We start from the raw sequence: 13,503 nt of genomic DNA on the forward strand, positions 1-13,503 counted from the left end.
TTTTATCCTATTTCTTTATGCAATAGATCTAATCCTTCTCTAATAATCTGTTGATGTGGTTGCTTGGAAACACAAACAAACTCAGTCAACGAGAAATCTTCCGGCGCTACTTCATAAAGCCCCAGTTGCTCCATCTCATCTAAATCCTTCACCATACAAGCTTTAAGCAACTGCATAGGAAAAATATCCAACGGAAATACTTTTTCATACATTCCGGTAACCACAAAAGCACGGTGCTCTCCGTTTGTATTTGTAGTAAGGTCGTATTTTTTATTTGGTTGCATCCAAGAGAACGTTAATGCTCTTGTAGCCGATATTTTATTGAAGATTGGCTTATTCCAGCCAAAAAACTCATAATCATCACCTTCAGGAATAGCGGTCACTGTATTGTTATAATACCCCAAATAACCATCAGGAGCTGATTTTGAACCCGTAAGCACATCACCATTTATCACCCTAAAGTTATCACCTTCTACACCGCTACCATATAAAAAGGTAGAAATCTCAGTTCCAATTTTAGTTTTGTAATATTTTGGCGCTTTAACCGAAGAACCAGCCAAGGCAACAATACGCTCTGCATTAAATTTCCCGGTCAAAAGCAACTCTCCTATTATCACCAAATCCTGAGGTGTTACGGTCCAAACCGTTTCCCCTTTATTGATCGGGTCTATTTTATTGATTTGCGTTCCTACCAAACCAGCGGGATGCGGACCCGAAACTTTATGCAGTTCCACACCGTTTAAACCGGCCAATGGCGAGTTTTCAGATTTTCCAACGGAAACATGAACCTTACCGGGCGTTAATTTACCCAAAGCGGTAATGGCCGCCTGAAGTTCCTTTTCTTTTCCTTGCAAAACATAATTCAAGTCGGCTGCCAAAGGAGCGGTAACATAACCCGAAACGAAAATCGCTTTTGGATTCGCATCCGGATCTGCGATAATATCGTACGGACGTTGCTTAATAAAAGGCCAACACCCTCCTTTTAAAAGGTATGCTTTCACTTCTTCTTTAGAAGCACCTTCTACGTTCAACAAATCATGCGCAATACCCGTTTGCTCTTTGTCCGCTAAAATTTTCAATGAAAGAATGCGTCTTCGCGCTCCTCTTACAATCTCAACCAGCTCGCCACTAACAGGCGAAACGAAAAGCATGCTTTCCTTGTTTTTATTGTAAAAAAGTGGTTCTCCCGCTTTGACTTCAGCACCTTGCTTAATTAGCATTTTAGGTGTGACTCCGTGAAAATCGTTTAAGTCTATTGCATAAACGTTACTTAAAACGGCTTTTGAGGTAGTTTGCTCTGCAGCTCCAACAAGTTTTATGTTCAAGCCCTTTTTAATCCTGATGTCTTTAGACATATTGTTCTAGACCTTAGGTTAACAAAATTTCGAGCAAAAATAATACTAAAAGGATTGTTTTCATAATAAATGCCTAGAAATTTGGACAACACACCGATCTAAATTTTTTAGGTACGCTTTTTGCTTACCTTTACAGCAAAAAATAGCAGGTAATGCGCTTGAATATTATATTGGTTTTTCTCCTTACCCTAACTTCATCTTTATACGCTCAGGTTCAAACGGAAGTTAACCCGCCCGAAAATATTAAAACAGTTATTTTTGGCGGACCTACGGAAGACCAATTTCCTGTTGTAGAGCTCGGAGAGACCATAAAACTGGAGTTTGATGACACAACAGCCTCCGAGAGCGACTACTATTACAAAATCATACATTGTAATTACGATTGGCAACCCTCCCAACTTTTAAAATCGCAATATCTGAATGGTGTAGACAACCAACGGATCATTAATTACGAGAACAGCTACTCAACACTACAGTCCTACTCCAACTACAAATTATCCATTCCTAACGAAAATGTAGGCCTAAAAGTTAGCGGAAATTACGTTCTAGAGATATATAATGACAGTTATGAGCTTCAATTTTCCAGACGCTTTGTTGTGTTTAAGGATATCGTTACCGTAGGCGGAAGCATTAAACGTTCCCGTGATTTCAATTTTATAAATGAAAAACAAGTTGTTCAGTTCAACATTAACGCCGGAAACTTTCAACTGGTAAATCCTAAAAAAGAAGTGAAAGTAGCTATTGTGCAGAATCACCAATGGGAAACCGCTCTTTATGACGTGGCCCCGCAGTACACAATAGGTACAGAACTGGTATACAAATATGATCAGGAAACCAGTTTTTATGGAGGCAACGAATTTTTAAATTTTGACACCAGCGACCTGAGGGCACCAACTTCTCAAATTTCAAGAATAGAAATCAACGATCTTTACAATCACTATTTATTTGCGGACAGCTACCGATCGGACCATCCCTACACCTATTATCCGGATATTAACGGAGACTTTGTAATTCGCACGTTACAGGGCGAAGACAATTCTAGAGAAGCCGAATACACCATGGTTCATTTTTCCCTACCTTATGATGAAAGGTTGGAGCTAGACGAAGTTTATATTTACGGAAAATTCAATAACTACGACTTGTCCGATGAAAATAAGATGACCTACAACGAGGACAACGGCATGATGGAGGCCCAAATAAAATTAAAGCAGGGCTTCTACAACTACAAGTATGTTATTAAGCGTGAAGACGGCACCATTGAAACCAATACAATTGGCGGAAACTTTCATTTTACCGAAAACAACTACCTTATATTAGTTTACTATAGAAATTTTGGCGATTTATACGACAGTATTATTGGCGTTGGTTCGGCAAACTCAAGAAATATCAGTAATTAGATTATATTTATCCTTGAATACCCTTTGGATAAATGACCAACAAACCCACCGTCTCCGGAAAAGGAAGATATAATTTAAACTACCGAGGCACAGAATGCCTTAACTGCGGACACCCTCTAGACCTGAGCGATAAATACTGTCCTAATTGTGCGCAGGCGAACAGTACAAAGAAAATTACCATTAAAGATTACCTTGACGAGTTTTTTGGGACGTTAATTTCCTATGACTCCCGATTGCTTCGCACACTGTCTACCTTACTGATAAAACCGGGAAAAATCACCAAAAGTTATATAGACGGCAAACGCATTTCGTACACAAACCCTTTTCGGTTTTTATTAAGTCTAGCCATAATCTATTTCTTAATCATAAACTTTAGCAGTAATTTCTCAAAATACGACAAGTACGGTTCTCAAGACTTTTCAAAAGCGGAAAACTTGGTCTATGAATGGGCCAATGAAATAAACGAAGAAGACACTGCCGAACTTTCCGTAACAATAGACTCTCTTAGAAAGATAGTGCACTATGACAATTATATAAAACAAAAACAGAAGCGAGATTCCATAATACTTTTAGACCCCATAGTGTATTTCAAAAAAATAGACCAAGGTTCTTTAAGTGATCGCAATAACAAGAAACGGGAGTTTTTTACCACGCTCTTAAAAAATGATACTATATATGACTTTCAAGACGTGACGGACACATATCAAATTCCCGACACCTTTGAAAATAAAGCAATATTCAACATCGCAAACGGATTTTTAAAATTCCAGAGGTCTCCCGGGACTTTTCTAAGCACGTTAATATCTAAATTACCATTTGTCATATTTTTCTTTTTACCCGTGTTTACCCTGTTCATTTGGCTGATGTATATCAGAAAAAAATATAGTTATACCGATCATTTGATCTTTAGTTTTCACAACACAGCGTTATTGTTTATCTTGCTCATTATTAGCTATTTGATTGATTCTATTTTCAAAATTCAGAGCAATTGGATTTTCTTAATGATTTTTTCGACATACCTCTTTGCAGCTATGCGAAATTTTTACGGTCAGAGCATATTTAAAACTATTGTTAAATATCTATTTCTGAACACTATTTTTTTTATATTGGCTATATTATCAACGGTACTACTATTTACCGGTAACATTATCACCTTTTAGAAGGAAAACATATGACAACACAAGTAACCAAGGGCATCAAAATTTCGGTAAACACTAGTTTTGAAGGTACATTCTTCAAGAACTATAAAATGCATTTTGCTTTTGGCTACACAATTACCATAGAGAACCAAAGTAAGGACTCGGTTCAACTTACTTCCCGTCATTGGAAAATTTACGATGCGTTAAACGAGCTAGAAGTTCTAGATGGCGAAGGTGTAATTGGTAAGAAGCCGGTTATTAAACCTGGAGAATCGCACACCTATACTTCTGGGTGCCTTTTAACTTCTCCTATAGGAGCCATGAAAGGCCACTACAATATGGTCAACTTTAGCTCTACCGAAAAGTTCAGGGTATACATCCCCACTTTTAAATTCCATGCACCTTTTGCATTAAACTAGGTCTTCTACTTTCAATATTTATAGTGATTTTGATTCTTGCCTAACAATCTGTTAGCAGACTGCTTACGCAACAAGAACAAAAACATTTGCCTTTAATTTAATTAAGTTTTTTTTAGCACTTTTCATGTGATTCATTAGTGCTTCAGCAATTTTTTATTCGCTTTAAGAATCCTACCTTTGGACTCTATTAAAACTTAATTATAGTATTATGAGCAAAGGTTTTTTTCATGTACCGACAGCGATTAACGAACCCATAAAAAGTTATGCGCCGGGCTCTCCAGAAAGAGAAGAAGTCCTAGAACAGTACCGTTCTTATTTTAACGGCAACGAGGATATACCATTATATATAGGTAGCCAAGAAATTAAGACAGGCAATACCAAGCCAATGTCTCCCCCACACGACCATAAACACGTTGTTGGCCACTATCATGTTGCAGAAAAAACACATGTAACCAAAGCTATTGATAACTGTTTAGCATCAAGATCCGCATGGGCAGACCTAACTTGGGAGCAACGTGCCGCTATTTTCTTAAAAGCCGCCGAATTGATTGCCGGACCTTACCGTGCAAAAATCAACGCGGCAACAATGATCGCACAATCAAAGAACATTCACCAAGCAGAAATTGATTCGGCATGTGAGTTGATTGATTTCCTTCGTTTTAACGTAGAATATATGTCACAAATCTACGAGGAACAACCTGATTCCGCAGAAGGTATTTGGAACCGTGTAGAATACAGACCTCTTGAAGGTTTTGTATATGCCATTACCCCTTTTAACTTTACCGCTATTGCCGGAAACCTTCCTGCAAGTGCGGCTATGATGGGTAACGTTGTGGTTTGGAAGCCCAGCGATAGCCAAATTTTCTCTGCAAAGGTTATTGTTGACATCTTTAAGGAAGCCGGTCTTCCTGATGGGGTTATAAACGTAGTTTACGGTGACCCCGTAATGATTACCGAGACTGTTTTGGCCAGCCCAGATTTTGCCGGTATACATTTTACAGGTTCAACCCACGTGTTCAAAGAACTTTGGAAACAGATTGGAAACAATATTCACACCTACAAAACATACCCAAAAATAGTTGGTGAGACCGGCGGAAAAGATTTTATCATAGCACATCCTTCAGCCAAACCTCAACAAGTAGCTACGGCTATTGTTCGTGGAAGTTTTGAGTTCCAAGGTCAAAAATGTAGTGCCGCATCTCGCGTTTACTTGCCAAAATCCCTTTCAGAAGAGATTCTTGAATCAGTAAAGAAAGACATAGCATCTTTCAACAAACCGGGAAGTCCAGAAGACATGTCCAACTTTATAACGGCGGTTATTCATGAAGGTTCTTTTAATAAATTGGCCAAATATATTGACCAAGCCAAGAAGGATGACAATGCAGAGATTATTGCCGGTGGAAACTATGACAAATCCAAAGGTTACTTTATTGAACCAACTGTTATTTTAACTACAGACCCCAAGTATACAACTATGGAAACCGAACTATTCGGCCCTGTTGTTACTATATATGTATATGAAGATAAAGATTGGTCCAAAACTTTAAAACTAGTTGACGAAACCTCTGAATATGCCCTTACTGGTGCCGTATTAGCCACAGATAGGTACGCAATTGACGAAGCTACAAAAGCACTTCAGAACTGTGCGGGTAACTTCTACATAAACGATAAGCCTACAGGCGCCGTAGTCGGCCAACAACCGTTTGGTGGAGCAAGAGCATCCGGAACAAATGACAAAGCCGGTTCTGCACAGAACTTATTAAGATGGGTTTCACCTAGACTTATAAAGGAAACATTTGTAACCCCAACGGACTACAGATATCCTTTTTTAGGATAAAAAACCATTAAATAATTCTGACCATAAGAAAACTATGGTCAATTTTAATTAAATTCCCCAATCCCATTTTTTAAAAAGAAGGATTGGGGAATTTTTATAACCACTAAAACTTAAAAAAATGAAAAAATTGGCAGTGATTGCATTTTTCATGGTAGGCGCCATGACCTATGCACAAGAAAAATTGACACAGAACACCATTCAAGGTGTATTACAAGGTAACCAAGGACAAGTAGTTGCTCTAGCGGAAGCATTTTCCGAAGAACAATACGATTGGAGACCTACCGAAGGAGTTAATTCCGTTGCAGAAGCACTATTACATGTTGCCGGGGCAAACTACTACTTAGCTTCAAAAATGGGATTCGCCCCACCAGAAGATGTTGACATGATGAACCTGTCCAAAATAACAGGAAAAGAAAATATTATTGCGGCACTTAAAAAGTCCAATGAATTTGTTCTTGAAAAAATCGTTCTAGTAGAAGATGATCAATTTGCCAACGAAGTAGATTTTGGCTTTGCTAAAATGAATATGCTTGGCGGACTTCTTGCCATGATGGAACATAATGGAGAACACAAAGGGCAGTTAATAGCCTACGCACGCTCAAACGGAGTTACTCCGCCTTGGAGTAAATAAGAACATGAAAAAGAACTAAAAGCCCCTGCCGTATAATTATACTTCAGGGGCTTTTTTATGTCCTGTTTTTAAATTTTACCGACAAACTGCACAATTTAGCCCTCTAGTTAACGTTATATTTACATTAAAATAACAAACACACTACATATCGCAATTCAAAAATTGCAACAATGAAGAACTTTTAAGTAGTAAAATACTGATTTACAATTTATTAAATCACTATTCTTCTAAGCATAGATTTGGTTTTTAATATCAAACACAACGTGAAAAAGTAGTCTATAAAGCTGATTTTCAGTTCTAAATTGAGTAAAAAATCAGCAAAACATACTTTTAGTGTAAATTTAACGTTAAGTAATTGTAAATTAAACGTAATAATTGCGTACTTTGTAGTAACTGTAAAAAATGAAGATTATGGACATGCAGAAAACATACAGTAGATCACGAATGATAGCAGACTGTCTAATCATACACGTATGGGGACATTTAAAAATTTATGCTAGAAAATACAGAAAGGCGTATTATCACCTATTGAGCTTATAGGCTAACCCTTAAATTTCATAGGTAAATAGACCACTTTTTTAGTTTCAAAAAAAGCTTCATCAAAATAACTCGTAAGGTCATACATCTCTATGGCCTTATATTCTTTAAGTTCTTCGGATAAATCTCCTCCTTTTAAATAAAGAATTCCGTTTCGTCTTTCATGTTGTGACTCCTTCTTTATTTTGCCCTTTACCCAATGTACAAAAGTTGGCATCGCCGCAACCGCCCTGCTCACAATAAAATCGTACTGGCCTTTTACCTCTTCTACTCTAGAGTTCACTGTAGTGACGTTATCAAGCTCTAACCCATCAACAACCTCATTGACCACTTTTATTTTTTTTCCGATAGAATCTACCAAAGTAAATTGTACTTCGGGAAACAAAATAGCCAAAGGAATACCGGGAAAACCACCCCCAGTGCCAACATCCATGATGGAAGAACCTTCCTTAAATTGCTGAACCTTAGCTATTCCGGTGGAATGAAGAACATGCCTTAGATAAAGTTCATCTATATCTTTCCGGGAAACAACATTTATCTTTTGGTTCCAATCTTTGTACAATTCTTCAAGTAAGATGAAACGTTTTTGCTGTAGATCTGATAAATTGGGAAAATATTTAAAAACTAATTCGGCAGTCATGTGTATATTTGTATGGTTGCAAAACTACTATATTCATCGATGAAATAATATTTTATCGATAATTAAAGCTTTACATTTCTACGATATCTATCAATAATATTATTCATATGGACCAAAAAACAGTACGATTCTCCAGAAAAGATTCCGCACAGTTCTTTAGAACCTTGAACAAGCGGGTCAACGATTATTTTAAGGAGAACAAGATAAAAAAGACAGGCAACTGGCGCTTGCACCTTAAAACGGTAATTATGTTCGCCATTTTCCTAACTCCCTATTTCCTGATACTAACCTTAGGTTTGCCTACTTGGGCCAATCTTCTCCTTACTATTGTTATGGGGGTTGGTATGGCCGGTGTTGGCATGAACGTAATGCATGACGGAAACCATGGTGCCTATTCCAATAAAAAATGGGTGAACAAACTTATGGGAAGTAGTATATACATCCTAGCGGGAAATGTCTATAACTGGCAAGTGCAACATAACGTGCTGCACCATACCTATACCAATATTCATGAGCATGATGAAGATATGGAAGCAGGACGTATTCTACGTTTCTCCAAACATGCAGAATGGCAAAAGCATCATAAATTTCAACACTTTTATTCTGTTTTCCTGTATGGGCTTTTAACTTTTAACTGGGCCATAACTACAGATTTTCAACAGATGTACCGCTACATGAAACGAAAGCTTTCATACGGTAAATTACCTAATCCGGTCGTAAATTGGAGTACTTTGGTAATTACAAAAATACTTTACATAACTATATGGATTGTTCTACCCCTTATTTTTGTTGATATGGCTTGGTGGAAAATACTTATTGGCTTCTTTATCATGCACTACGTTGCCGGTGTTATTTTAAGTGTAGTATTTCAATTGGCACATATAGTTGATGATGCAGACACCCCATTACCTGATGAAACGGGTACGATGAAAAACACATGGGCCATACACCAGTTATTCACTACGGTAAATTTTGGCACTAAAAATAGGATTGTAAATTGGTTTACAGGTGGATTGAACCATCAAGTAGAGCATCACATTTTCCCAAATATTAGCCATGTACATTACACAAAAATTGCAGAAATTGTGAAAGAAACGGCAAAGGAGTTTAATTTGCCTTACCACGAGTATGAAACTACCCGAAAAGCTATAATTTCGCACTTTAAACATTTAAAGGAACTGGGTAAAAGACCTGCCTTGAACCTGCAATAAACGTAATTTAAGAAACTTTATTAGCACAAGTAATTTAGAGAGTAACGGTCTATGAGTTATTTAATTTGCTTCGTGTACAAACCTTAGTTTTATTATGACACCATCAACTGCCACAAAAAATCAACTTTCTGACCGTATCAATAGCCTTACACCTTCGGCTACTTTGGAAATGGCCGCTAAAGCGCGCGAATTACGTGCTGCGGGAAAAGATATAATCGGTTTAAGTTTGGGCGAGCCTGATTTTAACACTCCTGATTACATCAAGGAAGCCGCCGTAAACGCCATAAACCAAGACTATAATTCCTATACACCTGTAGACGGATATGTAGACTTAAAAGATGCTATTATCACCAAATTCAAGAGAGATAACGGTATTAGCTACGAACCTTCTCAAATTGTAGTATCTACAGGAGCCAAGCAAGCTTTGTACAACATTGCACAGGTGGTTCTAAATGAAGGTGACGAAGTTATTCTACCTTGTCCTTACTGGGTAAGTTATAGTGATATTGTAAAATTAGCGGACGGTGTTCCTGTTGAAGTTGCTACAAGCATAGAGAGCGACTTTAAAATGACGCCCGAGCAATTAGAAGCTGCTATTACACCTAAGACCAAAATGCTTTGGTACAGCTCTCCTTGTAACCCAAGCGGTTCTATCTATAGCAAAGAAGAGTTACGCGCATTGGCGGATGTTTTACAGAAACACCCACAAATCATAGTCGTTAGTGATGAGATATACGAACACATTAACTACGGAGTAACCAAGCATGCCTCTATGGCCGCTTTTGAAGATATGTTTGACCGTACGGTTACCGTAAACGGAGTTGCAAAAGCATTTGCGATGACCGGATGGCGTATTGGTTACATTGGAGGTCCTACCTACATAGCCCGTGCCTGCAACAAGCTACAAGGCCAAGTTACTAGTGGTGCCAACTGTATTGCACAGCGTGCCGTTATTACCGCATTGGTTGAGTCTCCAGACCGCATAAAATATATGGTAGACGAGTTTAAGGAGCGTAGGGCTATTATCCTAGAGCTATTGAACGGTATAGAAGGATTTAAATGTAACGAACCTGACGGAGCATTTTATGTTTACCCTGATGTTACCGCCTATTTTGGAAAAACCTTAAACGGTGTTACCATTAACAACGCTTCGGATTTTGCCATGTACCTTTTGGAATATGCAAATGTAGCTACTGTTACCGGAGATGCCTTTGGAAACGGCAACTGTATTCGTATTTCTTACGCTGCCGCGGAGAGCGAAATTAGAGAGGCTATTTCTAGAATTAAAAAAGCACTTCAATAGAAGTAACTTAAATAATTTTAAAACCCCGTTAATAGCAACTATTAACGGGGTTTTTTATGTCTTACCCTTTAAGCCGAAAGATATTTAACCTATAGCTTCCGTAACAAAGGACTTATCATTTAACTAAGTACGTTTCCAGAAATAAGGCGTCAGTAGAATAAGAACCGTAAAAAGCTCTAGCCTACCTGCTAACATAAGAAAGCCGCACCACCATTTTGCAGCATCCGGCAGACCGTTAAAATTACTTAGCGGGTATAATCCCCCAAAAGCTGGACCCACATTCCCCAGAGAAGATGCAGAACCACCAATGGCCGTCACAAAATCAATACCCATAGCACCCAACACTAAAGCTCCTATGATGAACAACAACATATAGAGCACGAAAAAAGCAATGATGTTATATACAATTTGCTCCTTTACCGTTTTATTATTGTACCGTACAGGAATTATTCCATTAGGATGCAATGTTCGCTTAAACTCCAACAATCCGTTCTTAATAATAAGAATATGGCGCATTACTTTTATCCCTCCCGAAGTAGAACCGGCAGAACCGCCCAGAAACATCAAACCAAAAAAGAAAACGGTTAAGAAAGGAGTCCAACTTGTAAAATCGGCCGAGACAAAACCTGTAGTAGTTATCACGGAAATTACCTGAAACAAGGTATGTCTAAAAGCACTTTCCCCACTTCCCAGAACCATAGGATGGTACTCGGTTACCGGCACTTCGGCTTTCAAATAAACCACTAGTGCCGCAATTATCGTAAACACAATAACAAAACCACCGTAATACCTAAACTCCTCATCCTGTAACACACGCTGTACCTTACCCTTAAAAGCAAAATAACTAAGTACAAAGTTACTTCCAGCAAGAAACATAAATAAGATTATAATATACTGTATAAGAGGTTGGTCATTCCAATAGGCCACACTTAAGTTCTTAGTAGAGAAACCACCTGTAGACAAAGTAGCTAAAGAATGGTTAATGGCATCAAAAAAGCTCATACCGGCCAATTTCAAAAGCACGGTTTCCGCTAAAGTATACCCTACATAGATTAACCAAAGTCGCTTTGCGGTATCCGTAATTCGGGGATGTAACTTATCGGCACTGGGCCCAGGTGCTTCAGCCGCAAACAACTGCATTCCTCCAATACCCAACAAAGGCAAGATTGCAATAGCCAAAACTATAATCCCCATACCTCCTATCCAATGGGTAAGACTACGCCAGAACAACAAACCTTCCGGTAGAACCTCTATATCATCTAAAATTGAAGCCCCGGTGGTGGTATAGCCGGAAACCGTCTCAAAAAAGGCATTGGTAACGGTAGGTATTTCACCTGAAAACAAATAAGGCAGCATACCGGAAAAAGACATCACCAACCAGCCAAAAGTAACAATAATATACCCTTCTCTTCGCTTTACTTCTTTCTTATGCCCCCTAGTATAGAACATAGCAAAAGTACCTACGAACATGGTTGTAATAGCCGCAAGCGCAATACTTAAAGTTGCACCATCATCATAGATGCCACTTACCAAAGCCGCCAATAACATAAAGCCCCCGTTGCACAACAACAGCAGCCCCATGATATGAAATATTATTTTTGAGTTTAACTGCATTAAAGAAACAATCGTTCTATTTTAGGAATAGCCTCTGGCAAACAACAAACTACAACGCGGTCTCCCGCTTGAATTTCAAATCCCCCTAAGGCAATAATTCCTTCCTCTCCGCGAATGACCCCGCCAATGGTAGCCGCTCTGGGAAACTTAAGTTCACGAATAACACTACCCGTCACCCTTGAATTGGGCTTAACCACAAACTCTAGGATTTCTGCGTTCAGGTTGTTCAAACGCATTAACGCCACTACCTCACCTTTACGGATGTGTCTAAATATATTATTGGCGGCAAGTAGTTTTTTGTTTATTAAGGTATCTATACCAATGGAATGCGATAACTGAAAATAGTCCATATTTTCAACCATAGCAATGGTTTTCTTGATATGCTTGGACTTTGCCACCAAGCAGGACATGATATTAGTTTCTGAATTTCCGGTAACTGCAATAAAGGCATCCATAGATTCCAGACTTTCTTCCTCCAACAATTCAACGTTTCTACCATCGCCATTTATTACAAGGGCATTGGGCAGGTCATCTGCTAGGTCAAAGGCTTTTTCTTTGTCCTTCTCTATCAACTTTACGTTAAACTTGCTTACACAAAGGTCACGAGCCGCTTTAAACCCTACTTTACTCCCACCAAGAATCATTACATTTCTAATGGATTCTTTCTTTTTGCCGGTAAGTTTGTACAACTGCTCAACCCCTTCCTTAGTGGTAATAAAATAGACTTGATCACCATGTTTAAAAACGGTATCACCCCTAGGCACCACCGTATACTGGGTTCCGGTTCGCTGTAAGGCTATTGGCATAAAGTTGAGTTCCGGAAAGACCCTTGCCGCTTCTTTTACCATTTTCCCTACAAAAGGCGCGGAAGCAGGTAAGGAAACACCCACCATAATTAGTTTACCCTCCTCAAATTCATAAGTATCGTTAAAGGCCGATTTATTTAACAAAAGTTGTATTTCCGTTGCAGCCAATTCTTCTGGAGATATCAATTCATCTATACCAAGATTAGCAAAATTAATATCTTCTTGATTTTCTATGAATTCCGTATTTGAAATCCTGGCAATGGTTCTTTTACATCCCAATTGCTTTGCCAACATACACAAAGTAATATTGGTTGTTTCTGAAGACGTAACCCCAATTACCAATCTGGAATTTTGCACATCTGCATCCCTCAAAACTGAAATAGAAGTAGCATCACCACGCAACACGCGAATATCCAAGTGAGTATCGGCATAGGCCAAACTCTCCTTTCTAGTATCAATGAGTGTAATATCCTGGGATTCGTAAGATAGCAGTTTAGCCAAGTGAAAACCAACTTCACCAGCACCTGCGATTATAATTTTCATTTATCAGCAACTTAATTCGGGTCTGCAGTTTATAAACCCTTTATGAATGTAAAAACTACATGGCTGTTTAT

At 38.4% G+C, this 13,503-nt stretch carries 11 protein-coding genes; 7 read left to right on the forward strand and 4 right to left on the reverse strand.

The window, feature by feature from the left end:
* Nucleotides 1-2: 2 nt before the first annotated feature.
* A complete protein-coding gene (locus SJY45_RS08890) occupies nucleotides 3-1,355 on the reverse strand; it encodes a Na(+)-translocating NADH-quinone reductase subunit A (protein ID WP_400074166.1) in 1,353 nt (450 codons plus the stop codon).
* Nucleotides 1,356-1,507: 152 nt separating this feature from the next.
* Here SJY45_RS08890 and SJY45_RS08895 point away from each other — a divergent pair, with 152 nt between their 5' ends.
* The 5 genes from SJY45_RS08895 (at nucleotide 1,508) to SJY45_RS08915 (ending at nucleotide 6,778) form a co-directional block, all read left to right on the forward strand.
* A complete protein-coding gene (locus tag SJY45_RS08895; protein ID WP_215911783.1) occupies nucleotides 1,508-2,752 on the forward strand; it encodes a DUF5103 domain-containing protein in 1,245 nt (414 codons plus the stop codon).
* A gap of 32 nt (nucleotides 2,753-2,784) precedes the next feature.
* Nucleotides 2,785-3,912 (forward strand): DUF3667 domain-containing protein, encoded by a 1,128-nt coding sequence (locus tag SJY45_RS08900; protein ID WP_400074168.1) that lies wholly within the window; start codon nucleotides 2,785-2,787, stop codon nucleotides 3,910-3,912.
* A gap of 11 nt (nucleotides 3,913-3,923) precedes the next feature.
* A complete protein-coding gene (gene apaG, locus SJY45_RS08905) occupies nucleotides 3,924-4,310 on the forward strand; it encodes a Co2+/Mg2+ efflux protein ApaG (RefSeq protein ID WP_215441304.1) in 387 nt (128 codons plus the stop codon).
* Between the two features lie 208 nt (nucleotides 4,311-4,518).
* Nucleotides 4,519-6,147 carry an L-glutamate gamma-semialdehyde dehydrogenase gene (gene pruA / locus SJY45_RS08910; RefSeq protein ID WP_303406457.1) on the forward strand — a complete coding sequence of 543 codons (1,629 nt, stop codon included), beginning with the start codon at nucleotides 4,519-4,521 and terminating at the stop codon, nucleotides 6,145-6,147.
* A 118-nt stretch (nucleotides 6,148-6,265) separates the two neighbouring features.
* A complete protein-coding gene (locus SJY45_RS08915; RefSeq protein WP_215441301.1) occupies nucleotides 6,266-6,778 on the forward strand; it encodes a DinB family protein in 513 nt (170 codons plus the stop codon).
* A gap of 541 nt (nucleotides 6,779-7,319) precedes the next feature.
* Here the strand turns inward: SJY45_RS08915 and rsmG are convergent.
* On the reverse strand, nucleotides 7,320-7,955 hold the full coding sequence (gene rsmG, locus SJY45_RS08920; RefSeq protein ID WP_215441300.1) for a 16S rRNA (guanine(527)-N(7))-methyltransferase RsmG: 636 nt from the start codon (nucleotides 7,953-7,955) through the stop codon (nucleotides 7,320-7,322).
* A gap of 107 nt (nucleotides 7,956-8,062) precedes the next feature.
* Between rsmG and SJY45_RS08925 the strand changes: the two genes are divergently transcribed.
* Nucleotides 8,063-9,166: an acyl-CoA desaturase gene (locus SJY45_RS08925; protein WP_215441299.1), complete on the forward strand. Its 1,104-nt coding sequence runs from the start codon at nucleotides 8,063-8,065 to the stop codon at nucleotides 9,164-9,166.
* 94 nt (nucleotides 9,167-9,260) lie between these two features.
* Nucleotides 9,261-10,469 (forward strand): pyridoxal phosphate-dependent aminotransferase, encoded by a 1,209-nt coding sequence (locus SJY45_RS08930; protein ID WP_215441298.1) that lies wholly within the window; start codon nucleotides 9,261-9,263, stop codon nucleotides 10,467-10,469.
* A gap of 123 nt (nucleotides 10,470-10,592) precedes the next feature.
* Here the strand turns inward: SJY45_RS08930 and SJY45_RS08935 are convergent, their stop codons facing one another.
* Nucleotides 10,593-12,083: a TrkH family potassium uptake protein gene (locus SJY45_RS08935; RefSeq protein WP_215441297.1), complete on the reverse strand. Its 1,491-nt coding sequence runs from the start codon at nucleotides 12,081-12,083 to the stop codon at nucleotides 10,593-10,595.
* Nucleotides 12,083-13,432 carry a Trk system potassium transporter TrkA gene (gene trkA / locus SJY45_RS08940; RefSeq protein ID WP_215441296.1) on the reverse strand — a complete coding sequence of 450 codons (1,350 nt, stop codon included), beginning with the start codon at nucleotides 13,430-13,432 and terminating at the stop codon, nucleotides 12,083-12,085. The genes SJY45_RS08935 and trkA overlap by 1 nt, the downstream gene beginning before the upstream one ends.
* Nucleotides 13,433-13,503 lie beyond the last annotated feature (71 nt).

The sequence above is a fragment of the Zobellia russellii genome (assembly GCF_044597075.1).
In the GTDB taxonomy this organism is placed as follows: Bacteria; Bacteroidota; Bacteroidia; order Flavobacteriales; family Flavobacteriaceae; genus Zobellia; species Zobellia russellii.